The following is a 25,709-nucleotide window of genomic DNA, read 5'->3' as shown; positions in this document are numbered from 1 at the left end:
CTTCCGGGTCGGCCGCCCGGCCAGCCACGACGGCACACCCCTTGACTGGCGGGGCGGCCGGGAGATAGGCATTCGCCCAGCATAGCGATTGGGCGAGCGCCCAGCGCCGGCCAGCGTCACGTCGGCAACCAGCGCCCCCGGCAGCCCGCGTCGCGAGGAGCGAGACACATGACCGATACCGTGATGGCCCCGGCCGTGGCACAGCCTCCCTTCGCCGGTCGAAGGGTGCGACGGGTCGAGGACGCCCGCCTGCTCACGGGCCACGGCACGTTCGTCGACGACATCCAGCGGCCGGGGATGCTGCACGCCTGCTTCGTGCGCAGCCCGTTCGCCCGGGCGCTGATCAACGGCATCGACGGCTCGGCCGCGCTCGACCTGCCGGGGGTGCACGCGGTCTACACGGCGGCCGACCTGAACCCCGAGGTGCACGAGGCCTGGTACAGCTCGTACGGCCCGAAGGTCCCGGACACGCCCCGCCCGCCGCTGGCCGTCGACGAGGTCCGGTTCGTGGGCGACCCGGTCGCGCTGGTCATCGCCGAGAGCCGGTACATCGCCGAGGACGCGGCCGAGCTGGTCGACGTCGACTACGAGCCGCTGACGGCCGCCGCCGACTACCGGGAGGCCCGCGGCTCCGAGGCCGTGGTGCACGCGGCCTTCCCGGACAACGTCGCGGGCGGGCTCGCCGGTCCGCCGCTGGCCGTGGTCGAGCCGGCCTTCGCCGCCGCCGCTTACGTCGCGGACGAGACCTTCTACCAGCAGGCGTACCAGGCGGTCCCGATGGAGACCCGCGGCCTGGTCGTCGAGTGGGTACCCGGCCCCGACGGCCCGGACAGCGGCGAGCTGACGGTCTGGGCCGCCACCCAGACCCCGCACGAGGTGCGAGCGTTCGGCGCCCGCCTGCTCGGTCTCGACCCGGACCGGGTCCGGGTGATCATGCGGGACACCGGCGGCGGCTTCGGGCAGAAGGTCGTCCCGATGCGCGAGGACATGTGCCTCCTGCTGGTCGCCCGCAAGGTGCCGGCGCCGGTGAAGTGGATCGAGGACCGCCGGGAGAACCTGATGTCCGCCGGGCAGGCCCGCCACGAGCACGGCCGGGCCCGGATCGCCTTCGACGCCGACGCCGCCATCACGGCCGTGAGCCTCGAACACGTCCAGGACTGCGGCTCCTACCCGACACCCTGGCCGGTCGGCGCGTCCGGGGCCGTCGGCCTGCTCTATCCGGGGCCGTACAAGGTGCCGCTGGCCTCCTGGCAGTCGTCGACGGTCTTCTCGAACACCGCGGGGCGCACGGCCTACCGCGGGCCGTGGCAGTTCGAGTCGGTCGCCCGCGAGGTACTGCTGGACATCGCCGCGCGCGACATGGGCCTCGACCCGGTCGAGCTGCGCCGCCGCAACATGATCGGCCGCGACGACCAGCCGTACCCGAACCCGGCCGGCATGCCGCCGTACGACCACTCCTCGCCGCTGGAGACCTTCGAGTTGGCGCTGAAGATCCTCGGCTACGACGCCTTCCGGGCGGAGCAGGCCGCGGCCCGCAAGGAGGGCCGCTACCTGGGGGTCGGCACGGGCACGTACATCGAGCCGACCGCCACCGGCCAGCCGTACTACGCCTCGGAGGGCGCGGTCATCCGGATCGACTCCACCGGCCTCGTGACGGTCATCGTCAACGGCGGAGCGGCCGGCAACAGCCTGGAGACGACCGTCATCCAGCTGACCGCCGACGCTCTCGGCGTCGACTTCGACCAGGTCGTGACCATCCAGGGCGACACCGCCGTGACCCCGTTCGGCGCGGGCACCGCCGGCAGCCGCAGTGGCTCGGCGATGGCCGGCGCGGTCGCCGCGACGGCCACGGTCCTGCGGGCGAAGCTCACGGCGCTCGCGGCCGAGCGGCTCGGCGTCCCGCGGGACGCCATCACGCTGGCCGACGGCCGCGCGAGCGCCGGCGAGGCGTCCGTCAGCTACGGCGAACTCGCGTCGCCGGACGGCGTGGAGGCGACGGCCACCCACACCCAGACGGCGCCGATGCTGTGGTCGAACGCGACCCACGTCTGCACCTGCGAGGTCGACATCGCCACCGGCAAGGTGACGCTGCTGCGCTACGTGGTCGGCGAGGACGTCGGCCCGATGATCAACCCGAACGTGGTCGAGGGCCAGATCGCCGGCGGGACGGTCCAGGGGATCGGCGGCGCCCTGCTGGAGCACATGGTCTACGACGCCGACGGCAACCCGATGGCGAGCACCTTCGTCGACTACCTGCTGCCGACGTCCACCGAGGTCCCGCACATCGAGTACGGGCACATGGAGACGCCGGCACCGGGCCCCGGCGGCCACAAGGGAGCCGGGGAGGGCGGCGCGATCGGTGCCCCACCAGCCGTCATCAACGCGGTGGCCGACGCGCTGGCGCCCCTCGGCGTGAAGATCACCGAACTGCCGCTGAGCCCGTCCGCGCTGGTGGAACTGCTCGTCGCGGCCGGCCACTAGGACGGCCCTCCGTATAGTTGGGCACTCGCCCAACAACCGGTTATTGTTCGACTGAGCCCGTTCGTCCCCTCCCGGTCCCCGCTCGTCGCCACCCCGCGAAGCGGAGCCGGAAGGGTGTGCCGAACAGGCTTGAGTGAACGCCCAGCAGCCGTGATCGAGCGGCCGACGTGGAGGACGCACGCAGGTGGAGTTAGTCAACGAGTTCCGCGTTCCGCTACCCGTCGCCAACGCGTGGGAGCTGCTCACCGACCCGGAACGGATCGCGCCCTGCATGCCCGGCGCGCAGCTGCTCTCGGTCGACGGCGCGGACTTCCACGGCGCGGTGAAGGTCAAGGTCGGCCCCATCGTCGCCCAGTACAAGGGCAAGGCCACCTTTCAGGAGACGGACACGACGGCGCACCGGGCCGTCATCAAGGCGGACGGCAAGGAATCCCGCGGCCAGGGCAACGCGAGTGCCATCGTCACGATGGTCCTGACCCCGGACGGCGACGAGACGGGCGTCCACCTGACGACCGATCTCACGATCTCCGGGAAAGCCGCCCAGTTCGGGCGGGGCGTGCTGGCCGACGTCAGCTCGAAGCTCGTCGCGCAGTTCGTCCGCAACCTGGAGGCCGACATCCTGGCCTCGCGCGACGCTCCGCCGGCGGCGGAGACGCCTGTAACCGAAACTCCGGCCGTCGAAACAATTGCCGCCGAAGCTCCGGCCGCCGAAGCTCCGGCCGCTGAAACGGCGGCCGTCGAAACGCCAGTGGTCGAACCGCCGGTCGCCGAGGCGCCTGGTGCCGAGATCACGGCCGCCACGCCGGCGGCCGTGGAAGAGGCTCCGGTGGCCGGGTCCCCGGCCGCCCCCGCGCCGACCGCCTCGGCTCCCATCGCCAAGGCATCGGTGGCCCAGGCGACCTCGACGACGGCGTCGACGCCCGGGCGTCCGGTCGTCGCCGCCCCGGTGGCGGACGCTCCGGTCAACCTGCTCGGCGTGGTCGCCTGGCCGCTGCTGAAGCGGGCGTTGCCGGTGATCGGCGCTGTCGTGCTCGCCCTGCTCATCTGGCTCGTGGTCCGCGCGGCCCAGAGCTGACGCGGACAGCTCCAGCTCCTGTCACGGCGGTCCCCACCGCCGTCAGTACCAACCCAGAATTCGTCGCACCGAGCCGCGGAAGGCAGACCCGTGACGACCGACACCGCCATTGCCTGGGATCCCTACACCAAGGCCTACGCCGCGGACCCGTACCCGATCTTCCAGCGGCTCCGCGAGGAGGTCCCGCTCTACTACAACGAGCAGTACGACTTCTTCGCGGTCACCCGGTTCTCCGACATCGAGCGCGGACTGCCGGACTGGAAGACGTTCTCGTCCGCCAAGGGCGGCATCCTGGAAATCATCAAGTCGGGCATGGAGCTGCCGCCCGGGACCCTCATCTTCGAGGACCCGCCGGCCCACGACATCCACCGCAAGCTGCTGTCCAGGGTCTTCACCCCGAAGCGGGTCCTCGGGCTGGAGCAGCAGATCCGTGACTTCTGCGTGCGCACCCTCGACCCGCTGATCGGCGAGAAGCAGTTCGACATGTGCAGCGCCTTCACCACAGAGTTCCCGATGCGTGTCATCGGCATGCTGCTCGGGATTCCCGAGGCTGACCAGGCCAGCATCCGCGACGCCGGCAACGACGCGCTGCGCACCGAGGACGGCGGCCAGATGGACCTCTCCGAGGGCGCCCTGCTGTCGGGCGAGTACTTCGGCGACTACATCGACTGGCGCCGCGACCACCCGTCGGACGACCTCATGACGGAGCTGATCCGGGCCGAGTTCACCGACGAGAACGGCGTCACCCGCACGCTCACCCGCGACGAGATCCTGACCTACGTCACCGTCGTCGCCGGCGCCGGCAACGAGACGACGGGCCGGCTGATCGGCTGGGCCACGTCGACGCTCGCGAAGTTCCCCGAGGCCCGCGCCGAGCTGGTCGCCGACCCGTCGCTGATCCCGAACGCGATCGAGGAACTGCTGCGGTTCGAGCCGCCCGGCCACGCGATCGGGCGCTACGTCACCACCGACGTCGAGTTCCACGGCCAGCCGGTCCCCGCGGGCTCGGCGATCCTGTTCGTCGTCGCCGCCGCGAACCGGGACCCAGCCCGGTACCCGGACCCGAACACCTTCAACATCCGTCGCCAGATCGGCCAGCAGCTGACCTTCGGCCTCGGTGGCCACTACTGCCTCGGCGCGGCGCTGGCCCGCCTCGAAGGCCGGGTGGCGCTGGAGGAGATCCTCAAGCACTTCCCCAGCTGGGACGTGGACTGGGACAACGCCAACCTCGCCTCGACCTCGACCGTCCGCGGCTGGGAGTCCCTCCCGATCACGATCGGCTGAGCTCGGATGAAGTCGGCGACGTTCGAGTACCACCGCCCGGAAACCCTCGCCGAGGCGCTCGCGCTGCTGGCCGAGCTCGGCGACGAGGCCAAGCTGCTGGCCGGAGGGCAAAGCCTGGTGCCGATGCTGGCACTGCGCCTCGCCTACTTCGACCATCTGATCGATATCGCCCGCCTGCCCGAGCTGCGGGGCATCGCCGTGGCCGACGGCTGGCTGCGGGTCGGCGCCGGCGAGACCGAGGCGGCGGTCGGGCGCGACGCCGTGGTGTCCGGCGCGGTTCCGCTGCTTACCCGAGCGACGCCGCTCATCGGTCATTTCCAGATCCGCAACCGCGGCACGCTGTGCGGGTCGGTCGCGCACGCCGACCCGGCCGGGGAGTACCCGACCGTGGCGCTCACCCTCGACGCGGAGATGGTCGCCGCCTCGGCGTCGGGCGGTGAGCGGACGATCGCCGGGGCCGAGTTCTTCACCGGCCTGTGGAGCACCGCGCTGGAACCGGACGAGATGCTCGTCGCCGTCCGGTTCCCGGTGTGGAGTGGTCGGGCCGGGTTCGCGGTGGAGGAGTTCGCCCGCCGGTCGGGCGACTTCGCCATCGCCGGCGCGGCCGTCGCCGTCGAGCTGGACGGCGACGACCGGGTCGCCCGCGCGGCGATCGGCCTGTTGGGGATGGCGTCGGTCCCGCTGCGCGCCCCGGCCGCCGAGCGGGCCGTCGTCGGGCAGCGGGTCGACACGCTGGACCCGGCGGAGCTCGGGGCGCTCGCGATGAGCGAGCTGGACGACGTCCCCGCGGACCTGCAGGGCTCGGCCGCCTATCGAACCCGGGTCGGCGCGACGATGGTCACCCGGGCGTGGACGTCCGCGATCAAGGAGGCGGCCGGCCAGACCGCCGGAGCCGAGGGAGCCATCCATGGCTGAGCTGCCGGTCCGCCTCACCGTCAACGGCAAGGCGGTCGAGCACCCCGCCGAACCCCGGATGACGCTGGCCGACTTCCTGCGCGAGCGCTGCGGCCTGACCGGCACACATCTGGGGTGCGAGCACGGTGCCTGCGGGGCCTGCACGGTGCTGGTCGACGGGGCCGCCGTCAGGTCCTGTCTCATGTTCGCCGTCCAGGCCGACGGGTTCGACGTGACGACCGTCGAGGGCATCGCCGCCCCCGACGGCACCCTCTCCCCGGTCCAGGCGGCGATGCGCGACTGCCACGGCCTGCAGTGCGGCTTCTGCACCCCGGGCTTCGTCGTCTCGATCACCGCGCTGCTGCGGGACAACCCGGCCCCGACCGACGAGCAGATCCGCGAGGGCCTCTCCGGCAACTTCTGCCGCTGCACGGGTTACCAGGGAATCATCGCCGCCGTCCACCAGGCCGCGGCCTCGGCCGGTCAGCCGACGGCGTAGCGACACCTCTCAGCACCTCCCGCCGCGTCCCGGATGGCGCGGCCAGCGGGCCGGTTTCGGGCGACGAGCCCGCGCCGGCCCGCCTTCGGTTGCCCCCACTTCCCCCTGTACCGCAGCCGGTCTCTGGTTTCGGTTGAGTCTGACGCTCGTCAGGTGAGAACGTCCTTCTCAACACCAGAGAGGCTTGCTATCATGGGCCCCTGTCCGGGTACGGAAAGGAACCGCACAACATGGCTCACTTCCCGAAGCCAGCTGAGGGCAGCTGGACGGCGCACTATCCCGACCTGAGCACGGCGGATGCCTCCTACGAGGACTCGATCTCGCCCGAGCACTACGAGCTCGAGCGCAAGGCGATCTTCGGGAAGACGTGGCTGAACGTCGGCAGGGTCGAGCAGCTCCCGAAGGTGGGCAGCTACTTCACCAAGGAGATCGACGCCGCTCGGTCCTCGGTGATCATCGTGCGGACCGCTGACGGCATCAAGGCGTTCCACAACGTCTGCCGCCACCGTGGCAACAAGCTGGTCTGGCAGGACTACCCGCGCGAGGAGACCTCGGGCACGGCGCGGCAGTTCATCTGCAAGTACCACGCCTGGCGCTACGACCTGGGCGGCGCCTGCACCTTCGTCCAGCAGGAGTCGGAGTTCTTCGACCTGGACAAGGCGAAGTACAGCCTCGCCGATGTCCGCCTGGACATCTGGGAAGGCTTCATCTTCATCAACTTCGACAAGGACGGCACCCAGTCCCTTGCCGACTACCTCGGGCCGCTGGCCGCCGACCTCGTCGGCTACCCGTGGGGCGAGATGACCTCGGTCTTCAAGTACAAGTCCGAGATCGGCGCCAACTGGAAGCTGTTCATCGACGCGTTCGCGGAGTTCTACCACGCGCCGGTGCTGCACAACCGCCAGGCGACGGCGGAGGAGTCCCGCAAGCTGCAGCAGTACGGGTACGAGGCGCTGTACTACAAGATCGACGGCCCGCACTCGATGGTCTCCAGCTGGGGCGGCATGTCCCCGCCGAAGGACCCGAAGATGGTCAAGCCGATCGAGCGGGAGCTGCGCACCGGCCTGTTCGGCCCGTGGGACAAGCCGTTCGACATCACGCTGCCGCCCGGCCTGAACCCGGCCCGGCACAAGGCGTGGGGCGTCGACTCGTTCGTCTTCTTCCCGAACTTCATGATTCTGGTCTGGGAGCCGGGCTGGTACCTCACGTACCACTACTGGCCGACCTCGGTGAACTCGCACACCTTCGAGGCCGCGCTGTACTTCGCGCCGCCGAAGGACGCCCTTGAGCGGCTCCGCCAGGAAATGGCGGCCGCGACGTTCAAGGAGTACGGCCTGCAGGACGCGAACACTCTCGAGGCGACCCAGACCATGCTGGAGTCGCGGGCGGTCAGCGAGTTCCCGCTGAACGACCAGGAGATCCTGCTGCGTCACCTGCACCAGACCGCGCGCGCCTTCTGCGCGGAGTTCGTCAAGAGCACCCCCGGCGCCACGCCGTCCCCGGCGCTGGTCTGACCGCCCGACCACAGGAGAGGAGACACCCGTGGCTACCCTGCCCGCGGACTTCGCGGATCTGGAGCCCTTCGCCGACTGGGCCCTCCCGACGGAGGACGAGCGGTTCGCGAAGCGCTACGCCGCCAAGATGGACGACCTGCAGGCGTTCTACGACGCCGCTTTCCCGCGGATTCAGGACGCGGTCGCGTACCTGAACAAGTTCCCGCTGGACGAGCTGCCCGAGGACGCGTACAACCTGCTGCTCGTCTACTACTCGCTGTGCTCCGTCTCGTTCCCCGTCGAGGCGTGGCGCCAGCCGAGGGTGCCGGACGCCGGCGCCGCGCACATCTCGAACGTCTTCGCTCCCGTCGTCTGACGTTCGGGTGGTCTGACGTCGAGCTCCCGACCACCGGCCCCAGGTGGGCCGGTGCCGGCCTCGCCGGTGTGAGCGTCGCGGGGGTCGAGTAGCCCCCGCCCCCCGCGACGCAACCGTCGATGTCCGGCCGCCTGGGCCGGCAACTGGCCGTCCGGTGCCGGCGGTTCCCTGTCGACCAGCCCCGTCGACCTGGAACCGCCGGCATTGGCGTGTCCGGCGGGCTGGGCCGTTCGATCGATGGCACGTGGACGCTGGCCCGCGAAAGACTGGACTGACCGGTCGCCTTGCAACCGGCCCGAAGGCCTCAACCGGCGCCACAGTCCATCGACCACGACAAAGGGGACACCACATGGCACGCATCGAGCCGCTCCCGCTCAAGCAGTGGCCCAAGGAGATGCGGCAGGTGCTGGCCGCCCTGGAGCCGCCGGGCACGCCTGCTCGGCTGTCCCCTGAGGGCCGTTCGAAGGCTTTGAACACGCTCGGCGTGTACGCGCACCACACGACGCTCGCGCAGGCGTTCTTCACGTTCAACGGCCACATCCTGTCGACGAGCACGCTGTCCGACCGTCAGCGCGAGCTGATCGTGCTGCGGGTCGCCGCGCTGCGCAAGGCGGGCTACGAGTGGCTGCAGCACACCTTCATCGCACGTGACGCGGGCCTGTCCGACGAGGAGATCCAGCGGATCGCGCTCGGGCCGGACGCCCCGCTGTGGGACCCGCTGGACGCGGCCACGCTGCGCGCGGTGGACGAGCTGATCGCCGACGGCAAGATCGGCGACGGGACCTGGGCCGTTCTGGTCGAGAAGCTAGAGGTCAAGCAGATCCTGGATGTGATCTTCACGGTGGGCGCGTATGAGACGCTCGCCTACATGATCAGTTCGTTCGACATCGAGATCGACGACGACATGCGCGAGGCCGTCGCCCGCCGCCAGTCGCCGACCGCCTAGCCGGGCGCCGCCGCCCCTGCCCGCCCCCCAGCCCCGATCCGACGGGAGCCACCGATGTCCGTCACCGTCAGCCCGATCAGCGCCGAGGTGGGCGTCCAGATCACGGGCCTCGCCGGCCACCAGCTGGCGGACCCGGCCGTCGCCGCCGACACCCGCAAGTACCTCGACGAGCACGGCGTCGTCATCTACCGCGAGGCGCACATCGGCGACGCCGACCTCGTCGCGCTCAGCCGGCTGCTCGGTGAGGTCGTCGTCGCTCCGATGGGCGGTGAGGAGGAGTTCCCGGAGGTCTCCGCGATCTCCCTGGACCCGGCCCAGAGCGCCCTGGCGGCCTACCGGACGGGCACGTTCTACTGGCACATCGACGGCGCGAACGACCTGGTACCGCAGAAGGCGACCCTGCTGACCGCCCTGGAGGTCGCGACCGAGGGCGGCGACACCGAGTTCGCCAACCTCTACGCCGCCTATGAGGGCCTCTCCGCCGAGGACAAGGCCCGATTCGCCGACCTGCGCGTCGTGCACAGCTTCGCGGCGACGCAGCGGCTGGCCCACCCGGACGCGTCGGACAAGGTGCGCGCCAGCTGGGAGAAGGTCCCCTCCCGCGAACACCCTCTGGTCTGGACCAGGCGCAACGGCCGCAAGTCCCTGCTGGTCGGCGCGACGGCCGACCACATCGTCGGCCTGCCGGAGGACGAGAGCCGCGCGCTGCTGGACCGGCTCCTCGACTGGGCTACCCAGCCCCGGTTCTCGCTGCGCCACCAGTGGTCGCGCGGTGACCTGGTCATCTGGGACAACACCGGCATCCTGCATCGAGCCCAGCCCTACACGGCCCTGTCTCGCCGGCTGATGCACCGCACCACCCTCGTAGGCGCGGAAGCCGTCGCCTGACCGGCCCTACCGGGGGCGCGCACGTGGAACAGACTCACTCCTCGAACCATCGTCGACCGAAGGGAACCACGCGCAGATGACCGCGGCAGCGAGCGACAGCCTGGCCGGCAAGGTCGCGATCGTCACCGGTGGTGGCTCGGGCATCGGGCGTGGCTGCGCCCTGCGCCTGGCCGCCGATGGCGCGAAGGTCGGCGTCTTCGACCTCGACCCGGGCAACGCCAAGGCGGTCGCGGACGAGATCGTCGCCGTCGGCGGCGCGGCGCACCCGGTCACCGTCGACGTGACCAGCCGCGAGCAGATCGACGCCGGCGTGGCCGAGATCAAGGCGTTGTACGGCCCCGCGACGATCCTGGTGACGTCAGCCGGCCGGGAGGGGTTCCGCCGGTTCCTGGACATCACCGCCGACCAGTGGAACGCCCTGGTCAGCGTGAACCTCACCGGGACGTTCCACTCGTGCCAGGCCGTCGTCCCCGACATGATCGAGGCGCACTGGGGCCGGATCGTGACCATCTCGTCGTCGTCGGCGCAGGGCGGCCAGCCGTTCATGACGCACTACTCGGCGTCCAAGGGCGGGGTCATCACGTTCACCAAGTCGCTGGCCCTGGAACTCGGCGAGTTCGGCATCACCGTGAACACGATCCCGCCCGGCTTCATCATCACCCCGATGACCGAGCGGAACGCCGAGAAGGGCCGCCTCGGCCCCGGCGGCCTCGACGCCGTCATCGCCCGCACCCCGGTCCGCCGCGGCGGCCAGTCCGAGGACATCGCCGCCGCCTGCGCGTTCCTCTGCCGCGACGAGGCCAGCTACGTCACCGGCCAGATCATCGGCGTCAACGGCGGCCGCACCACCACCTCCACCGTCTTCTAGGAGGACTTCGTCGGGCCGCGACGGTCGGCCCGGTGCCTTGATCGCCGTTTTGGCCCTCCCGTGGCTACCAATCAGGCCTGGTTACGACCACTAAAGGGTCGAATCGGCGATCAAGGCGGGAGCCGATATCGGACCGTCGCTGCGCCTACGCGGGTTCGTCGGCCAGTCGTGGCTGGAGGGGGCCGTCTGGCTCGGGGCTGGGTCGCCTGGACGGGCGGCGGGTCGCGGCGACGGCGAGGGCCGCCGCGGTGACGACCAGCGTCAGGTACCCGTAGGTGATGTGCACCAGGCTGACGTGGCTGGTCAGCCTGCTGGTGATCAGGCCGGGGACGGCCGCGCCGCAGTAGGAGATCAGGAAGATGGTGGACAGGACGCCGGCCCGCTCGTCGGGGTGGGTCCTGGACAGCACACCGCGCATGCTGCCGGAGGCCGCTGCTCCCTGCCCGATGCCGGCGGCGAAGCTGGCGACCAGGAACGGGGCGATCGTCCCGACGCTCACCGCCGCCGTGACGAGGACGGCGCCCGTGACGAAGACGCCGAGCCCGATGCGCACGGCGGTGCCGGCGGAAAGCCGGCCGGTCAACGAGCCGCCGATGGGAGAGAGCACCGACAGCGACGCGAACACCACCGCGACGACGAAGGTGTTCTCGGTGCCGAGCCGGTCCGAGGTCAGCGCGGGCGCGAAGGCCTGGAAGAAGCCGCCCAGCGACCAGGTCGCGACCGCCACCGCGCCGGCGACGAACACCGGGCGGCCGGCCCCGGCGGGCACCAGGACGCGGGGCCGCAGCGTCCGGACCGCCGCGGCCGGTCTGCGCTCGGCGACGCTTTCAGGGCAGGCGACGAGCAACAGGGCGCCGAGGCCGAGCGCGCAGACCATGATCACGAAGATGAGCAGCCGAGGCGCCGGGCCGTACTCCACGAGCGCGCCGGAGATGATGGCCCCGAGCGGGACCGCGACGGGTGGGACGACGCTGGTGATCAGCCCCGGCAGCCAGCGCGGCCGGTCGGGCGCGATGTCGACGACATAGGAGCCGAGCGCGCTCGACGCGATTCCGCAGGCCAGCCCCTGCAGGACGCGGCCGCAGACCAGGGTCGGCAGCGTGGCGACATGCATCAGCACCAGGCTGCCCGCGAGCGAGCTCAGCAGCGCGGCGATGCCGACCGGGCGTCGGCCGAGGTGGTCGGACAGCCGGCCCAGCAGAAGCAGCGAGAGCGCCGTCGTGACGAAGTAGATGACCGTCGTGAGGGCCAGTCCGCCGCTGGAGATTCCGTTCTCCAGCCGGTACGTGTTGTAGAGCGGGATCGGCGCGCCCGAGGACAGGAACGTCAGGACGAGCGTCGCCGATCCGACGGCGAACGCGGCCGTCTGGGGCAGGCGCCTGCGGGGCCACGCGGGACCTGGCCGACGTCCACCCCGCGGGGAGCCCACTCGCATGACGAGCATCGCACCAGCCGGTGGTGCTCGCGGGCGGTGCCTGGTGTTCCAGCTAACGCCCAGTGCCTCGGCAAACAGGCCGTCGCGCCGCCGACGCCGTGGCCCGGGCGGTCGCTACGGGCGGTCGAGGCCCCGGGCGATGGTGTCGAAGCGGCGGCTGGCCTCTTCCTCGTCGTCCGGGGTGCGCGTGTCCTGGCGGACGACATCGGCGATGCACAGGTAGCAGGCGACGGCCGCGACGACGGCGTACGCGAGCCAGATCGGGTTCTTCCCGTGGGCGATGACCGAGTACACCGGCAGCACGGTCAGCGCGCAGAAGAAGGCGCTCACGACGGCCGCCGTGACCCGGGTGACCGGGTGCTTGCGCCAGTGGGGTGTCCGGCGGACTGGCCAGGCCTCGACGGGGTCGGCCTCGGCTGTGCCGGTCGCCGGCGCCTGACTGGCGGAAAGCTCGGTCATGGCGGAGACGGACGGCTGAGGGTCGGTCACGAGGTCACCTCGTCTTCGGTCCTATGGTGAATGAGTAACGAGATCAACACTACCCGTAATCCAAGCGCCTCGGTACCTCCCTGCGGGTATCTGATGGAAGTCTTTACCCCCAGCCGCGAGCCACCGAGTCGACGTCGCGACGGCGACAGTCGCCGGGTCTCGCGTCCGAGCCCGCCAAGCGTGTTCGCCCTGCTCAACGCACTCCTCGCGATCTAGGTTCCCACCGGTCGCCAACCGGGATAGGCCCGGAATCCGCGAACATGATCGCCGTCTGAGCCCTCGAATGGTTGCGAGAAGGCTCGATTCACGACCACCTGAGGGCGAAAACGGCGATCATCCCGTCGGGCCGAGCCCGCGGCCACGAAGGAGGACGAGGGCTAGCGCGGGGGAGGCGGGGCCAGGGTTGGGCAGCGGTCGCGGAGGAACTCGTGGGGGTAGCCCAGGCGGACATCGGTGGCGGTGTCGAGGTGGGTTAGCTGGTCGGCCGAAAGGGTCAGGCGGGCCGCGGCGAGGCTGTCGGCGAGCTGTTTCACGCTGCTGACGCCGAGCGTCGGGAGCAGGCCGTGGGCCATCACCCAGGCGATCGCGACCGAGGCCGGCGTCGCCTCCAGTTCGTCGGCCACCTGGCCGAGCGCCTCGACCGCCCGGGCCTGCGCCGCCGGCACCGACGCGTTCGCGGGGGCGGCCTTGACGAGCCGGCCGCGGCCGAGCGGGCTCCACGCGGCGACGGCCAGGCCGAACGTGTCGGCCATCGGGAGCATCTCGCGGTCCGCGGTCCGCGCCAGCAGCGAGTACTCGACCTGAACCGCCGCGACCGGAGACCAGCCACGCAGCGACGTGAGTGTCGCCGCCTGCGCGATCACCCAGGCCGGCATGTTGGACAGGCCGATCGCGAGCACCTTCCCGGCGTGGACCAGATCGTCCAGGGCACGCAGCGTCTCCTCGACCGGGGTGTTGCGGTCCCACGCGTGCACCCAGAGCACGTCCAGGTAATCGGTCCCGAGCCGGCGCAGCGACCGCTCGACGCTTCCGCGGATCGTCTTGCGGCTGGAGCCGCCCGAGTTCGGGTCGGCCAGGTTCGTCGGCAGGGTGAACTTGGACGCCACCACGAGGTCGTCCCGCTCGGCGGCGACGAGCCGGCCGACGATCTCCTCGCTCTCGCCGGCGGCGTAGTTGTTCGCCGTGTCGACGAAGGTCCCGCCGGCTTCCCGGAAGGCGGCGTAGATCTCCCGGCAGACCGACTCGTCGGACCCCCAGCCGGCGCGGGTGCCGAACGTCATCGTGCCCAACGCGAGCTCCGAGACCCGGATGCCGGACCGCCCGAGCACCCGCTGCCGCAGCGTCGTCGCGTCGCCGTGCACCCAGGCCGGCGGCGGGACCACCGGCAGCCCCCGCGGCGCGGCCGGGGACGAAGCGTCAGGCGTCATCGTCGGCCACCCAGTTGACGAACCGGTGCAGCGGATACATGCCGTCGTGCGGGTTGCCCATCGTGCCGGTCATCGCGCTGCCGAGCCTGACGACCCGTTGCACCCCGGCGGTCGCCAGCAGGTCGCGGATCTCGGCCTTGCGCTCGGGCGGGTACACGCCGACGGTCTGCGTCGCCACGTTGGCGAAGTGCGTCGCCTCGACCAGCGACCCGACCGGCACGACGTTGACGGTCTTGTTCGTCGGATGGAAGTCGACCGGCTCGGGGGAGCGGACGACGAGGCCCGAGCCGTCGTACTCGCCCCAGATCCGGTAGTCCGGCTCCAGGAAGCGCATGCCCTCGACGGCCTCACGGATGTCCGACGGCGTGGCCGGGCCGACGGCGGAGGCGAACTCGCGGTCGACGTTCAGCCGGTCGCGCAGCAGCGCGCAGAACTGGTCGAGCCGCTCCATCTCCGCGTCGTCGTCGACGTCGGCCTCGACGGCGATGTGCCGGGCGGCGAGGCAGGCGTCCTGGTTGAAGACGGTCGCGTCGAGCGCCGCGAGCTCCGCGACCTCGCGCATCGTGTCCGGCGAGGCCAGCGCCTCCCGTCCGATGATCGCCATCGAGACCTTCGGGTCGAAGGCGACCAGGTGGAACCCAGGCCCGGTGTACTTGATGACGTTGTTGATCGCCGCGCCGCCACCCCAGCCGATGATCTTGTCGAAGTACTGGGCCCGGTAGAGGACGTTCTCGACCTTCGCGTCGCCGCCCTTCCAGTAGACGGCGGACATCGAGCGCAGCACCGGGTGGTCCGGGTCGATGTCGGCCATCGTGCGCAGCACGGCGACGGTGGTGAACGGGTCGGCCGACGGCAGCTTGAACACGTTGATGGCCTTGACGAGCGCGGCGTCGGCGATCGAGGTCATCGCGCCCGACGGTGAGTTCCCGGCCAGCATGTGCACCAGCCGTGGCGGGAACGCGCGAATCCGGGTCCGCCGGCCGGTCGGGTCGGTGTGCTCCACCCAGCCGTCGAGGACCCGGACGTCACGGAAGGTCTTCTCCAGGCGGAACCCCATCGACTGGCGGGTGAGGAACTGCCCGGGCCGGTGGAACGTGTTCTCGATCATGCGTCGCGGCATCTGGCTGACCTGCGCGGTCAGTTCCAGCGACTCCTGCAGGTACGGGTTCTTCGCCAGGTCCAGATGCGCGGCGACCTCGACCAGGTAGTCGATGATGTCGGTGAGCGGGACGTCGAAGGCGGGGCCCTGCTCGGTGCGAGGCGTGATCAGCTCGTTGAAGTGGATCCGCGGTGTCACGAACGGCACGCCGAAGTCGCGCGAGGCGTACTCGACGTCCTCGCCCCAGACGACCTTGCCGCGCACGACGTGCGGCACCTTCAGCTTCGCGGGCGTCGGCGAGCCGGACGGCGCGAGGCCCGGCGACGGCACGAGGCCCTGCGGCGGCCTGGGGCCCTGCGATGGTGTGGTCTCGGTGACGGTCATCTGCCGCTCCCTCAGCTCTCGATGAAGCCGCGGACGTAGGCGTCCATGGTGCCGGCACAGGTGATCTTGTCGCCGTCTGGCAGGTCCTTGTAGCGGGTGATGTCCTCCAGCACGGTCGGACCCTCCTTGCCGCAGGGGCAGCGGCCGAACTCGGCGAGGATCCTGTCACCGGAGATGGTCGCGCCCCACCGGCCGTCGACGGAGAAGTCGAAGAAGGCCGCCCGGCCCTCGACCTGGCCGTCGGACAGCGGCGCGAGCGCCTCGCCGTTCCTGTCGAGCACGAGCAGCGTCAGGCCGGCCGGCACGTGGTAGCGCCCGGAGAGGCACTTCACGCTGCGCAGGTTGACCTCCTGCATGGCGTAGTAGTGCAGGAAACGGCTCGGCTGGATGTTGAGCAGCTCGAAGATGCGCTCGCGGTAGTCCGGCGGCAGCGTCATCCCCTTCAGACCGCCCGCGACCTGCAGGCCGTTCAGCCCGGTGATGTCGCCGGGCTTGACGCCCTTCTCCCGCAGGATCTCGTTCAGCCGGTACAGCAGGACGAACATCGAGTTGAAGAAGATGTTCTCGTCCCGGTGCGCGATGATCTGGTCCGCGAGGAAGTGCAGGCGGGCCTCGACGTCGGCCTGGCGGGCGGCACCCTCCGCGTCGAAGGCGGCGACCTCGTCCGGCGAGGCGGTCCCGTCGGCGATCGCGCGGCGCATCGCCCCGAGGCGGGCCATGTATCTGTGGTGGTCCGTGACGGGCTTGGACTCCGGCAGCGGGAACGCGTCGTCCTTGCGGTAGTTCGCCAGGAACACGTCGCGGATGTAGATCGCGGAGCTGATGCCCGTGTCCGGCCCGACCGGGCAGACGTGCCACTCCCGCGAGGGTGGCAGGCCCAGCCAGGTCAGCGAGTCCAGCAGGTTCTGGCCGGAGGCCTCGCGGTCGGCGCGCGTCTTGTTGAGGAACGACGCCTTGCCCGAGGTCCCGGACGACGACGAGACCAGGTGGCCGTGCTCCTCAAGGCGGGCGATCCAGCCGTCGAGATCCTCGACGCCCGCCACGTCCACGTCGGCGACGCGGTAGGTCGAGACCGAGTCGAGCCAGCGGTTCAGCTGCTTCCAGCGGCCCTTGGCGACGATCGTCTCCGGGTAGCTCTTGTAGGTCGTGTGCGGAAAGAGCAGCGGGACCAGGTCCTCGGCGGAGCGGATCTCCTCGACGCCCTCGGCCTTGGCCCGCTGGGCGAGCACCGGTACCTGGTGGCGGCGCTCCTGGAAGCGGGCGTCGAGCGCCTCCACGATGGCCGGCGCGAGGCCGGCCGACTGGCTGCTGGTCGTCACGGACATGACGCCCCTCTTCTGCGCTGTCGATGCGGGGGACTCCCGGGCCGCCCTGAGGGCCGCGTCTCGCGCCCAGCGGGCGCCACGGTCGAGCGGCGCCGGGTTACTGCACTGGTGAGTCTAGTTTTAACTGGACTCGGCCGTCTAGTTTTCGCGGAGACCTGTCAGACTGAGCGCCATGACCACGCCGCCCGGCACCCGGCCGCGCCCACCGCGCCGCGGCGGCCGGCCCACCCGCGAACAGGCGGCCCAGCTCGACCGGGACGTCCGCGAGCACGCGCTGCGGCTCTTCCTGGAGCACGGCTACGAGGGCACGTCGATGGACGCGATCGCGCAGGCCGCCGGGACGACGAAGGCGTCCCTCTACGCCCGGTTCCCCAGCAAGGACGCCGTCTTCACCTCGGTGTTCGGCTGGGCGATGGGCCGGACGGACTGGCCGGCGCCGGACCCGGCGCCACCGGCCGAGACGGACGACCTTGCCGGCGCGCTCACCGCGATCGCCCAGGCCGCCGTGCGCCGGGCGCTGGACCCGTCGATGGTGCGGATGAGCCGGATCGCGATCGCGCAGGCTGACCGGTTCCCCGACCTGGCCCGCCGCATCCAGACCACCTCCGGCGGTGGCTCGCCGCGCCAGCGTCAGGTGGCCGACCTGCTGCGCCGGCACGCGGCGACCGGTGCCATCGCGCTTACCGATGACCCCGACGTGCTCGCCGACCTGTTCGTCGGCATGGTCTCCAGCGCGCCGGCCAGGCTCGCGTCCTTCGGCATCCGGCCCGACCCGGTCGAGGCCGAGGCGCGCATCCAGGCCGCGGTCCGGCTCTTCGTCGGCGCCCTGCGCCCGTGACGGCGCGCCCTGGTTGAGGTGGAGCCGGCCCTCAGTACTTGAGCGACAGGATGGTGCGGCTGGGCGCCTCGGCCGGGACCGTCAGCCCGAGGACGACGGCGAGCTCTGGGTTGGCCGCGTCGCGTACCGGGGCGAGCGGCGCCAGCCGCGCGCGGACCGCCGGGTCCCGGGTGGCGCCGCCGCTGAGCACCAGACCGTTGATCTTCGCCCAGTCCAGGTCGTTGCGCGCCAGCATCGCCGTGGCGCGCTCGATCGCCGGAGCGAGGACGGGCTCGACCAGCTCGCCCAGCTGCGCCGGCGTGAGGCTGAGCTCCAGCAGGAGGTCGGGCAGGAAGACGTCCGCCGACCGCTGCTCGGCCAGCTGCTCCCGGAGCATCCGGGCGGCGTCGCGCAGGTAGCTGGCGCGGCGCCGCCCGGCCTCGCCGTCGCCGTCGTCGATCTGGTAGAGCTCGCGCAGCCGGGTGACGATCGCCGTGTCGATGGAGTGGCCGCCCGCCTGGTCGTCGCCGACCTGGTCGAGCACGGCGGCCACCCCACGGTTGGCCGTCACGAGGGCCGCGTCGAAGGTTCCGCCGCCGACGTCGATCACGGCCCAGGTGCCGTCCTCGGGCCGCGGGCCGAGGACGGACCGGGAGGCGGCCGCGGCCTCGTCGACGATCGTGATGGTGTCGGGGGCGAAGCCGGCGTTCTCACCGGCCTCCAGCAGCGCGGCGTGCTGGTCGGGCGTGAAGGTGACCGGCGCCGAGAGGACGAGCCGGTCGAACCCACGCCCGGCCTGACGGCGGGCCAGCCGGGCCGCGTGCAGCAGCGGCTGGCTGACGGCCTCGACCGCCGCGAACGGGTGGCCGCCCAGCATCCGGGGCTCGCGCTGGCCGAGGTCGCGCTTGATGTCGCCCCAGCACCAGTCGGGCCGGCTGACCCGGCGGGCCTGGGCCGCCTCACCGACCAGCCAGCGCCCGTCGGACGCGCGGGCGACCGTCGTGGGGAACCAGGCCAGCTGGGTCGCCGGGACCCGGACGAGCACCGGGTCGGCGCTGTCCGCCGTCGTGTAGGCGGCCTTCGTCCAGGTGGTCCCCAGATCGACGGCTAAGAGCCACTCGCGCGCCATTCTTGGCCTTGTCCTCCCGGGAGGTCCGTCCCGTTCGAGGAACGGCATCGAGCGCGGGGCAACGCGGCGGTGGCGAGGGCGCGCACCCGTGTGCCCCTGCCGACGCTGGGCCCGGTGTGGGAAGCGACGGCAGTGTGGTCATGACTACCACATGGCACGGCCTGGCTCGGCGTGTCCTACAGCGCAGCGTGACGAGACCACCCGTTCGGGGCGGCGTCCGGCGCATCGCGGGCACGTCGCGCGGGGATTGGATAACGTATCCAATGTCGGACCGGTCGTGGCGGCGCCAAGCGCGTCGCTCCAGGCGCGCCGGTTCCGACGCCGACGCTGACGAACCGCCGATGACCAGCGAGGTGCCGCCCATGCCCGACGAGACCGCCCCCCGGCCGTCCGCGACCGCTCCGCTCGCTGGGGTACGCATCGTCGACGTGTCGATGCTGGGACCCGGCGCGTTGACGACCCACCTGGCCGACCTGGGCGCGGACGTCATCAAGGTGGAGCCGCCGGGCGGCGAGTACGTCCGCAAGATGGTGTGGCCGTTCATCGAGGGCGTCTCCCTGCTGCACTGGCACATCTCCCGCGGCAAGCGCTCGGTCGAGCTGGACCTGCGCACCGAGGCCGGCCTCGAGGTCTTCCGCGACCTGGTCCGCGGCGCCGACGCCGTCGTCGAGGCGATGCGCCCGGGCGCCCTCGACCGGCGGGGGCTGGGCTTCGCGGCGCTCAGCGAGCTCAACCCGAGGCTCGTCATGTGCTCGATCTCCGGCTACGGCGCGAGCGGCCCGTACCGGGACCTGCCGAGCCACGGCATCGCCTACGACACCTGGGCCGGCGTAGTGACGCCCGCCGTCGACGCGAACGGCTTCACCTACCTGCCGGAGCACGCCTCGATCGGCATCCATGCCGGCCCGCTCTACGGCGCGCTCGGGCTCGTCGCCGCGATCCTCGCGGCCCGCGAGACCGGCCGGGGCAGCCACGTCGAGGTCGGTCAGGCGGACGCCGCCGCGGCGATGGACTGGCTGCGCAGCGAGACCTACCGGGCGTACGAGCGGCCCGAGGACGAGGTCACCGGCAACCCGGTGGACGACTACGAGCGGCGGACCCCGGGCACCGGCGGCATGGAGGACGGCGTCCGCTACCAGGTCTACCGGTCCGCCGACGGCCACGTCCTGTTCATGGCCTCGGAGCGGAAGTTCTGGAAGAACTTCTGCGCCGGCGTCGGCCGGATGGACCTCTACGACCGGCGCCCCGGCGCCGAGTTCGCCGACCACGCCCGCGGCGACCTGGCGACCCGCGCCGAGCTCACCGAGATCTTCGCGACGAGGACGACCGCCGAGTGGATCCGGTTCGCCGGCGAGCACGACACCACGATCGCGCCGGTCAACACCCCGAAGTCGATCGTCGAGGACCCGCAGTTCGCCGATCGGCTGCCCTGGCTGCCGGCCGAGACCTTCGGTATCGACGAGCTGCCGTTCCCGGTGCGGTTCGACGGGAGCAACCCCCGGCCGCGCGGCCGGGCGCCGAAGCCGGGAGAGCACGCGGCCGAGATCCTCGCCGGGGTTCTCGGCTATGACGAGGCGAAGGTCGCCGAGCTGCGCGCGGCCGGCGCGTTCGGCCGGGCCTGAGTGCGACGGACTCCACGCGGCCGTGGTCCGGCGTTTGGGGGCACCCAACGGTGCATCATGATATTTTATACAATCTAGTAGCTGAACGTAGCCGTACCTGCGTGCGGTGGCCCGACGCGGTCGCGTCAGGCAGTCGAAGTGCGAACTCAGTCTGCGAAGTCATGGAACGAAACCGAGGTGCTGGGCATGGGGCTGCTCGACGGCAAGGTCGCGATCGTCACCGGAGCCGGGCACGGCATCGGCCGGGGCCACGCCCTCGAACTGGCGAAGCAGGGCGCGAAGGTCGTCGTGAACGACCTGGGCGGCACGCTGCGCGGTGAGGGCCAGGGCCGCGCCGCCGACGAGACCGTCGCGCTCATCGAGAAGCGCGGCGGCATCGCGGTCGCCGACTACGCCGACGTCGGCGACTTCGACCAGTGCGGTGAGCTGATCGGCCGCGCGGTGGACGTGTTCGGCAAGCTCGACGTCCTGGTGAACAACGCCGGCATCGTGCGCGACTCGGTGATCTGGAACATGCCGCCGGAGGACTTCGACGCGGTCATCCGGGTCCACCTGCGCGGCACCTGGGCCACCTGCCAGCACGCGGCCAAGTACTGGCGCGCCGCGGCCAAGGCCAAGGGCGGCCCGGTCGGCGGCCGGATCATCAACACGACCTCCGGGGCGGGCCTCGGGGGCAACTTCGGCCAGTCGAGCTACGCCGCGGCCAAGGCGGCGATCGTCGCCGTCACCCAGACGCTCGCGCTGGAGCTGCTGCGCTCCGGCGTGACGGTGAACGCGGTGGGCCCGTCCGGCCTCACCCGGATCACCGCCACGATCCCGGGCATGGGCGAGGCGTTCGAGCCGGACGAGGTCGCCGAGGGCGAGTACCACCCCATGGACCCCGCGAACAGCTCCCCGCTGGTCGCGTGGCTCGCCAGCGACGAGGCCGACCACGTGACCGGCCAGGTCATCCGGGTGATCGAGGACAGGATCATCTGGATGCGCGGCTGGACCGAGCGCAAGGTCATCTCGGCGGGCGGCAAGCGCTGGGACCCGACCAAGCTTGGCGAGGTGCTGGCGCAGGACGTCTTCGAGACCCGCGGCCCCGGGATGCGCTTCCCTCCCTCCTGACAGCCGCGGATCACGACAGCCGCTGGTCGTGACAGCCGCAGGTCGTGACCGACGGTCGTGGGAGCTGACGGTTGTGGCGGCTGGCGGTCCCGATGGACGACAGTCCTGACAGGTGACGGTCCGGACGAGCGAGAGCCGGCCGGCGACCCGGAGAAGAGGCCCGACGATGGCGGTAGATCTCGCCGCGTTACTGAAGCCGGCGCACACCGTCCTGCTCACGCAGGAGTGCCAGAACGGCGTCATCGGCACGCCCAGCTCGCTGCCCATCCTCGCCGAGGTGGCCCGCGAGTCGGGAATGATCGCCAACGTGGCCCGGCTGGCCGCCGGCGCCCGGGCCGCGGGCGTCGGCGTGCTGCACGCGATCGCGGCGCGCCGGCCGGACGGCCGCGGTTCCAGCACCAACGCCCGGCTCTTCCTCGGCACCGACAAGGCGCCGGTCAAGCAGCTGCTCGGCACGCCGGCGGTCGAGGTCCTCGACGAGATCGGCCGGGAGCCCTCCGACCTGGTCTCGGTCCGGCTGCATGGCGTCTCGCCGATCGCCGGGACGGATGTCGACGCGCTGTTGACCAACCTGGGCGCGAGGACGGTGGTGATCGTCGGGGTGTCGTCGAACGTCGCCGTCCCGGCGGCCGTGTTCGACGCGGTGAACCTGGGCTACCAGGTCGTGGTCGTCCGGGACGCGATCGCCGGCGTGCCCACCGAGTACACCGATCTGGTGCTGCGCAACTCGCTGGCGCTGTGCGCCACGATCGTGGGCACCGACGACGTTCTCGCCGCCTGGGAGAAGTCCTCCGCAGACTGACGGCCAGTCGGTAGCGTGGGTCCAGATTGTTCGCATCCCGTGCGCGGTCACCGGCGAAACCTAATGTTGACGTCGGTGTCAAATCCATCTAGCGTGGGAGGGCCGCGGGCCCCGTGGTGAACAACCGACGACGGGAGGACGACATGACAGCCCTGAAGGCCGGCGCCCGGCTGAAGGACGAGGCGACTGGCGTGGAGGCGGTCGTCGTCCGGGTCACCGCGGAGTCAAGCCTCGAACTGCGCCCGGGCGGCCCGGCCGCGCTGGGCAAGCGCTACACCTGCGCCGTGTGCGAGGCCCAGGTCCTCGTCGCCAAGGCCGGTGCCGCCGAGCCCGTCTGCCACGGCGAGCCGATGTCTCTCGCCCAGGCCAAGCCGCTTCCGTCCTCGGACTGAAACGACGGACTGAAACGACGGTCGCCCGAAAACGGGCGCCGAGCGGCTGGAAGCGCTCAGCGCCCGTTCGGGTCGACTGCTGGATCCTCCAGCTGGAGAGCGTTCAGGCAAAGACGGACGAGTTGTTCGACCCCGTCGTCGAAATCAAACTCGAACAGCTTCTGCACAAACCACATCTCGGCGAAGCGGTTCATCATCGCGCTCATCGCCGCCAGCGCCACCTCGGGGATGATGCTCGGGTCGGCCCAGCCCTGCTGTTGCATCCGGCGCACGGCCTTGGCGGCGCGGATACGGTCGGCCTCCTGGTATTCGAACCGGATACTGGTCAGTTCCGGGTCGTATCGCGAGACCATCTCGATGACGCCGATGATCCGGGCCTCGTCCCGGTAGCTGGCCAGGAACTGCGTGGCCACGTGCCGGATCGTCGCGGCCGGCGTCCTGGCGGAGGGCCCGTTGAACACCGAGGTGTACATCGGCTGCTGGAGAAGGTCGCCCACTGCCATGGCGACCTCGCGGAAGATCTGTTCCTTCGAGTCGAAGTAATGGTAGAACGACCCGTGTGACAGCCCGGCGTGCTCGGCGATGTCGGAGATCCGGGCGTCCAGGAAACCGTCCTCCTCGAAGACGGCCTTCGCGGCCTGCACCAGCCGCGCTCTGGTAGCGGCGCCCTTGCGGGAACGCGGCCCGCTCGCCTTGTCTCGCCCCTCCGACCGGGCGCCGGGCACCGGCGCGGGCGGGGACACATTATCCGTGGACGCCACGGCAGCCTTCCACGAATGGTCCTCCGATCGACACCGATGTTTACCGGTAAGTCTACCGGTGGATTGTCATTGACGTCGACGTTAAAATTGGCAAAGCGTGTCGGGTACCAGAGCCCGCGGCACCAGGCCGATCTTGCCTCAAGTGTTACAGGGCCCCTCGGCCGGCCGCGGACCCGGCCCGAGCGCGGCCCGCCACCGGCCTCGCCACGCGGTGTCATCGTGGTCCCGCGCCGTGGTCGGCCTTCCGCATCGGCGTCACCTGGCTCAGGGAGATCGATATGTCGCTGTTCGACGCGTTCCGGCTCGACGGCAAGCGAGTGTTAGTAGTGGGTGGGGCGACCGGCATGGGCGCCGCCGCCGCCGAGGTCGCGCTGGGCCTCGGTGCCGAGGTGACCGTCCTGGACATCGCGGAGATCACCACGGTCGGCGCCAAGGCCGTCCACGTCGACCTGCGCGACACGGCGTCCATCGACGCGGCGCTCGCGGCCGCCGGGGCGCCGTTCCACGTGGTGCTGTGCGCCGCCGGCGTCGCCGACGGGACCGAGGGCATCGAGAAGACCAACTTCCTCGGCCACAAGTACCTGTTGGAGCGGCTGCTCGCCGCGGACGCGCTGCCGCGTGGCTCGGCCATCGGCTTCATCTCGTCGGCCGCCGGGCTCGGCTGGGAGAAGAACCTGGACGACCTGAAGGTCTACCTCGCGATCGAGGACGTCGCCGAGGCCTCGGCGTGGGCGATCGAGCGCAAGCGGGCCGACTACGTCTGGAGCAAGCAGTCGATCTGTGCGTACGTGGCCACCCAGGCCATGCCGCTGCTGGCTCGTGGCATCCGGATCAACGCGATCTGCCCCGGGCCCACGGACACCCCGCTCGCGCGGGCGAATGCCGAGACCTGGCTCGGCTTCGGCGCCGGCTACCGCGCCGAGGTCGGCATCGAGGCGGCGACCCCGCTGGAGCAGGGCTACCCGCTGGTGTTCCTGTGCTCGGACGCCGCCGCCGGGATCAGCGGCATCACCCTGATCACCGACGCCGGCCACTTCGCCGCCGGCAACACCGGGGTCTGGCCGGCGGACACCGGCGCGGTCCACTACCTGCTGGGCAAGTTTTGAGCGAGCCAGGCGAGGTTCTCGACGGCGTTCCCGGGCCGGGCGCCGTTCCGTCGCTCGAGATCGAGACGGTCGACGTGCCGGGCATCCCCAACGCCCGCCAGGTCCGCCACAGCGCGCGGGACGGACACGCCCTCGGCCCGATCATGATGGCGACGCGCAGGGTCGGCGACGAGCTGCGCGGCTCCTGCCCGGTCTCGCCCGGAATGTGCGTGCCGGGGACGGGCACCGTCCAGCTCGCCCCGCTCGTGGTCTGGACCGATGTCATCGGCGGTCGGCTGGCGGTCGGCGAGCTCGCGCCGCGGGTGCCGGTCACCCTCGACCTGGACGTGCAGCTCACCGTCCCGCCCCGGCCGACCAGCCAGATCAACGCGACCGGGCGGGTGATCAAGACCGGGCGTTCCGTCGTCGTCCTCGGCGTGGAGTTCACCGACGACGCGGGTGAGCTCCTCGGCGTGGGAGCGGCCGCTTTCATGGCGGCGGGTGATCCGTCGCTCGTGATGCCGCCGATCGTCTGGGAGGACCCGGACGAGGCCCCGCCGCGCCCGCCGCTGCTGACGAGCCTCGCCGAGCACGTCGGCTGCGAGCTCAGGGAGCCCGGTGTCGCGGCCGTCTACCGGACCGTGCACGGACTGAACTCGTCGAACACCGTCAACGGCGGGCTGATCGCGCTCGCGGTCGAGCAGGCTGCACTGTCGCTGAACCCGGGCGTGCCGCTGGCATCAATCACGTTGCGTTATCTGCGGCCGGTCCGAATCGGGCCGGCCGTGGCGACGGCGACGGCCCACGGCGGGATGACGACGGTCGAGGTCCGGGACGCGGGCGCCGACGGAAGGCATGCCGTCCGGGCGGTCACGAGAAGTTTCTAGCCGGCCCACCGGGCCCGAAAGAACGGTTGGTGAACGCCCACTCAGGTGTCGGGGAGCTCGGAAGCCCCGACACCTGAGCTGGGCATATCCGGGAGGCCGCCGAGGATCCGCCTGCCGGCGTCGCGGCTTGTCGACGCCTCG

24 protein-coding genes are annotated in these 25,709 nt (G+C 71.3%); 17 read left to right on the top strand and 7 right to left on the bottom strand.

What is annotated here, in order from left to right:
• The first annotated feature begins 168 nt into the window (after nt 1-168).
• The 10 genes from FRAEUI1C_RS27500 (at nt 169) to FRAEUI1C_RS27455 (ending at nt 10,804) form a co-directional block, all read left to right on the top strand.
• Nucleotides 169-2,481, top strand: a complete 2,313-nt coding sequence (locus FRAEUI1C_RS27500) for a xanthine dehydrogenase family protein molybdopterin-binding subunit (protein WP_013426638.1) — start codon at nt 169-171, stop codon at nt 2,479-2,481.
• A 184-nt stretch (nt 2,482-2,665) separates the two neighbouring features.
• Nucleotides 2,666-3,556 (top strand): SRPBCC family protein, encoded by an 891-nt coding sequence (locus FRAEUI1C_RS27495; RefSeq protein WP_013426637.1) that lies wholly within the window; start codon nt 2,666-2,668, stop codon nt 3,554-3,556.
• 90 nt (nt 3,557-3,646) lie between these two features.
• Nucleotides 3,647-4,840 (top strand): cytochrome P450, encoded by a 1,194-nt coding sequence (locus FRAEUI1C_RS27490; protein ID WP_013426636.1) that lies wholly within the window; start codon nt 3,647-3,649, stop codon nt 4,838-4,840.
• Between the two features lie 6 nt (nt 4,841-4,846).
• The gene (locus FRAEUI1C_RS27485) at nt 4,847-5,755 is read left to right on the top strand and encodes an FAD binding domain-containing protein (protein WP_013426635.1); all 909 of its coding nucleotides are present in this window, start codon (nt 4,847-4,849) and stop codon (nt 5,753-5,755) included.
• Nucleotides 5,748-6,233, top strand: a complete 486-nt coding sequence (locus FRAEUI1C_RS27480; RefSeq protein WP_013426634.1) for a (2Fe-2S)-binding protein — start codon at nt 5,748-5,750, stop codon at nt 6,231-6,233. The genes FRAEUI1C_RS27485 and FRAEUI1C_RS27480 overlap by 8 nt, the downstream gene beginning before the upstream one ends.
• 230 nt (nt 6,234-6,463) lie before the next feature.
• A complete protein-coding gene (locus FRAEUI1C_RS27475; RefSeq protein ID WP_013426633.1) occupies nt 6,464-7,747 on the top strand; it encodes an aromatic ring-hydroxylating oxygenase subunit alpha in 1,284 nt (427 codons plus the stop codon).
• Nucleotides 7,748-7,775: 28 nt separating this feature from the next.
• Nucleotides 7,776-8,102, top strand: a complete 327-nt coding sequence (locus FRAEUI1C_RS27470; protein ID WP_013426632.1) for a hypothetical protein — start codon at nt 7,776-7,778, stop codon at nt 8,100-8,102.
• Between the two features lie 349 nt (nt 8,103-8,451).
• A complete protein-coding gene (locus FRAEUI1C_RS27465) occupies nt 8,452-9,048 on the top strand; it encodes a carboxymuconolactone decarboxylase family protein (protein ID WP_013426631.1) in 597 nt (198 codons plus the stop codon).
• A 54-nt stretch (nt 9,049-9,102) separates the two neighbouring features.
• A complete protein-coding gene (locus FRAEUI1C_RS27460) occupies nt 9,103-9,936 on the top strand; it encodes a TauD/TfdA dioxygenase family protein (protein WP_013426630.1) in 834 nt (277 codons plus the stop codon).
• A 76-nt stretch (nt 9,937-10,012) separates the two neighbouring features.
• Complete coding sequence (locus tag FRAEUI1C_RS27455) at nt 10,013-10,804, top strand: SDR family NAD(P)-dependent oxidoreductase (protein ID WP_013426629.1); 792 nt, start codon at nt 10,013-10,015, stop codon at nt 10,802-10,804.
• Nucleotides 10,805-10,949: 145 nt separating this feature from the next.
• On the opposite strand, the gene FRAEUI1C_RS27450 is transcribed toward FRAEUI1C_RS27455, so the two are convergent.
• From FRAEUI1C_RS27450 to FRAEUI1C_RS27430, 5 genes are all read right to left on the bottom strand, one after another.
• Entirely contained in the window at nt 10,950-12,239 is a 1,290-nt protein-coding gene (locus FRAEUI1C_RS27450; protein WP_157735054.1) for an MFS transporter, read from the bottom strand.
• Between the two features lie 114 nt (nt 12,240-12,353).
• Nucleotides 12,354-12,728 (bottom strand): hypothetical protein, encoded by a 375-nt coding sequence (locus FRAEUI1C_RS27445; protein WP_013426627.1) that lies wholly within the window; start codon nt 12,726-12,728, stop codon nt 12,354-12,356.
• 377 nt (nt 12,729-13,105) lie between these two features.
• Complete coding sequence (locus tag FRAEUI1C_RS27440) at nt 13,106-14,155, bottom strand: aldo/keto reductase (RefSeq protein WP_013426626.1); 1,050 nt, start codon at nt 14,153-14,155, stop codon at nt 13,106-13,108.
• Nucleotides 14,145-15,638, bottom strand: a complete 1,494-nt coding sequence (locus FRAEUI1C_RS27435) for an acyl-CoA reductase (protein ID WP_013426625.1) — start codon at nt 15,636-15,638, stop codon at nt 14,145-14,147. Before FRAEUI1C_RS27435 ends, FRAEUI1C_RS27440 begins: the two co-directional genes overlap by 11 nt.
• 11 nt (nt 15,639-15,649) lie before the next feature.
• Nucleotides 15,650-16,963: a hypothetical protein gene (locus FRAEUI1C_RS27430; protein WP_013426624.1), complete on the bottom strand. Its 1,314-nt coding sequence runs from the start codon at nt 16,961-16,963 to the stop codon at nt 15,650-15,652.
• 172 nt (nt 16,964-17,135) lie between these two features.
• Here FRAEUI1C_RS27430 and FRAEUI1C_RS27425 point away from each other — a divergent pair, with 172 nt between their 5' ends.
• Complete coding sequence (locus tag FRAEUI1C_RS27425) at nt 17,136-17,801, top strand: TetR/AcrR family transcriptional regulator (protein ID WP_013426623.1); 666 nt, start codon at nt 17,136-17,138, stop codon at nt 17,799-17,801.
• Nucleotides 17,802-17,832: 31 nt separating this feature from the next.
• Here FRAEUI1C_RS27425 and FRAEUI1C_RS27420 read toward each other — a convergent pair whose 3' ends face one another.
• On the bottom strand, nt 17,833-18,909 hold the full coding sequence (locus FRAEUI1C_RS27420; RefSeq protein ID WP_013426622.1) for an Hsp70 family protein: 1,077 nt from the start codon (nt 18,907-18,909) through the stop codon (nt 17,833-17,835).
• 341 nt (nt 18,910-19,250) lie between these two features.
• On the opposite strand from FRAEUI1C_RS27420, the gene FRAEUI1C_RS27415 reads away from it, so the two are divergent.
• The 4 genes from FRAEUI1C_RS27415 (at nt 19,251) to FRAEUI1C_RS27400 (ending at nt 22,835) form a co-directional block, all read left to right on the top strand.
• A complete protein-coding gene (locus FRAEUI1C_RS27415; protein ID WP_232425139.1) occupies nt 19,251-20,531 on the top strand; it encodes a CaiB/BaiF CoA transferase family protein in 1,281 nt (426 codons plus the stop codon).
• A 186-nt stretch (nt 20,532-20,717) separates the two neighbouring features.
• Nucleotides 20,718-21,641: an SDR family NAD(P)-dependent oxidoreductase gene (locus FRAEUI1C_RS27410; protein WP_013426620.1), complete on the top strand. Its 924-nt coding sequence runs from the start codon at nt 20,718-20,720 to the stop codon at nt 21,639-21,641.
• 166 nt (nt 21,642-21,807) lie between these two features.
• Nucleotides 21,808-22,443, top strand: coding sequence for a cysteine hydrolase family protein (locus FRAEUI1C_RS27405; protein ID WP_013426619.1), 636 nt, complete (start codon nt 21,808-21,810; stop codon nt 22,441-22,443).
• A gap of 143 nt (nt 22,444-22,586) precedes the next feature.
• Nucleotides 22,587-22,835 carry a desulfoferrodoxin gene (locus tag FRAEUI1C_RS27400; protein ID WP_013426618.1) on the top strand — a complete coding sequence of 83 codons (249 nt, stop codon included), beginning with the start codon at nt 22,587-22,589 and terminating at the stop codon, nt 22,833-22,835.
• Between the two features lie 56 nt (nt 22,836-22,891).
• Here FRAEUI1C_RS27400 and FRAEUI1C_RS27395 read toward each other — a convergent pair whose 3' ends face one another.
• Nucleotides 22,892-23,596 (bottom strand): TetR/AcrR family transcriptional regulator, encoded by a 705-nt coding sequence (locus FRAEUI1C_RS27395; protein ID WP_013426617.1) that lies wholly within the window; start codon nt 23,594-23,596, stop codon nt 22,892-22,894.
• 278 nt (nt 23,597-23,874) lie between these two features.
• Between FRAEUI1C_RS27395 and FRAEUI1C_RS27390 the strand changes: the two genes are divergently transcribed.
• Together FRAEUI1C_RS27390 and FRAEUI1C_RS27385 are read left to right on the top strand one after the other, a co-directional pair.
• Nucleotides 23,875-24,702: an SDR family oxidoreductase gene (locus FRAEUI1C_RS27390; RefSeq protein ID WP_013426616.1), complete on the top strand. Its 828-nt coding sequence runs from the start codon at nt 23,875-23,877 to the stop codon at nt 24,700-24,702.
• Nucleotides 24,699-25,568 (top strand): PaaI family thioesterase, encoded by an 870-nt coding sequence (locus FRAEUI1C_RS27385; RefSeq protein WP_013426615.1) that lies wholly within the window; start codon nt 24,699-24,701, stop codon nt 25,566-25,568. The genes FRAEUI1C_RS27390 and FRAEUI1C_RS27385 overlap by 4 nt, the downstream gene beginning before the upstream one ends.
• Nucleotides 25,569-25,709: the final 141 nt, after the last annotated feature.

Origin of the sequence: Pseudofrankia inefficax (assembly GCF_000166135.1) — a bacterium.
GTDB classification, from domain to species: Bacteria; Actinomycetota; Actinomycetes; order Frankiales; family Frankiaceae; genus Pseudofrankia; species Pseudofrankia inefficax.
This window is presented reverse-complemented; position numbering and strand designations above follow the sequence as displayed.

Excerpts from the sequence above, each read along its gene's own strand:
- FRAEUI1C_RS27475 (WP_013426633.1), top strand. The coding sequence starts at position 6,464 with ATGGCTCACTTCCCGAAGCCAGCTGAGGGCAGCTGGACGGCGCACTAT.
- FRAEUI1C_RS27465 (WP_013426631.1), top strand. The coding sequence starts at position 8,452 with ATGGCACGCATCGAGCCGCTCCCGCTCAAGCAGTGGCCCAAGGAGATG.
- FRAEUI1C_RS27440 (WP_013426626.1), bottom strand. The coding sequence starts at position 14,155 with ATGACGCCTGACGCTTCGTCCCCGGCCGCGCCGCGGGGGCTGCCGGTG.
- FRAEUI1C_RS27430 (WP_013426624.1), bottom strand. The coding sequence starts at position 16,963 with ATGTCCGTGACGACCAGCAGCCAGTCGGCCGGCCTCGCGCCGGCCATC.
- FRAEUI1C_RS27480 (WP_013426634.1), top strand. The coding sequence starts at position 5,748 with ATGGCTGAGCTGCCGGTCCGCCTCACCGTCAACGGCAAGGCGGTCGAG.
- FRAEUI1C_RS27410 (WP_013426620.1), top strand. The coding sequence starts at position 20,718 with ATGGGGCTGCTCGACGGCAAGGTCGCGATCGTCACCGGAGCCGGGCAC.
- FRAEUI1C_RS27390 (WP_013426616.1), top strand. The coding sequence starts at position 23,875 with ATGTCGCTGTTCGACGCGTTCCGGCTCGACGGCAAGCGAGTGTTAGTA.
- FRAEUI1C_RS27485 (WP_013426635.1), top strand. The coding sequence starts at position 4,847 with ATGAAGTCGGCGACGTTCGAGTACCACCGCCCGGAAACCCTCGCCGAG.
- FRAEUI1C_RS27400 (WP_013426618.1), top strand. The coding sequence starts at position 22,587 with ATGACAGCCCTGAAGGCCGGCGCCCGGCTGAAGGACGAGGCGACTGGC.
- FRAEUI1C_RS27450 (WP_157735054.1), bottom strand. The coding sequence starts at position 12,239 with ATGCGAGTGGGCTCCCCGCGGGGTGGACGTCGGCCAGGTCCCGCGTGG.
- FRAEUI1C_RS27435 (WP_013426625.1), bottom strand. The coding sequence starts at position 15,638 with ATGACCGTCACCGAGACCACACCATCGCAGGGCCCCAGGCCGCCGCAG.
- FRAEUI1C_RS27500 (WP_013426638.1), top strand. The coding sequence starts at position 169 with ATGACCGATACCGTGATGGCCCCGGCCGTGGCACAGCCTCCCTTCGCC.
- FRAEUI1C_RS27415 (WP_232425139.1), top strand. The coding sequence starts at position 19,251 with ATGACCAGCGAGGTGCCGCCCATGCCCGACGAGACCGCCCCCCGGCCG.
- FRAEUI1C_RS27460 (WP_013426630.1), top strand. The coding sequence starts at position 9,103 with ATGTCCGTCACCGTCAGCCCGATCAGCGCCGAGGTGGGCGTCCAGATC.
- FRAEUI1C_RS27420 (WP_013426622.1), bottom strand. The coding sequence starts at position 18,909 with ATGGCGCGCGAGTGGCTCTTAGCCGTCGATCTGGGGACCACCTGGACG.
- FRAEUI1C_RS27455 (WP_013426629.1), top strand. The coding sequence starts at position 10,013 with ATGACCGCGGCAGCGAGCGACAGCCTGGCCGGCAAGGTCGCGATCGTC.
- FRAEUI1C_RS27405 (WP_013426619.1), top strand. The coding sequence starts at position 21,808 with ATGGCGGTAGATCTCGCCGCGTTACTGAAGCCGGCGCACACCGTCCTG.
- FRAEUI1C_RS27425 (WP_013426623.1), top strand. The coding sequence starts at position 17,136 with ATGACCACGCCGCCCGGCACCCGGCCGCGCCCACCGCGCCGCGGCGGC.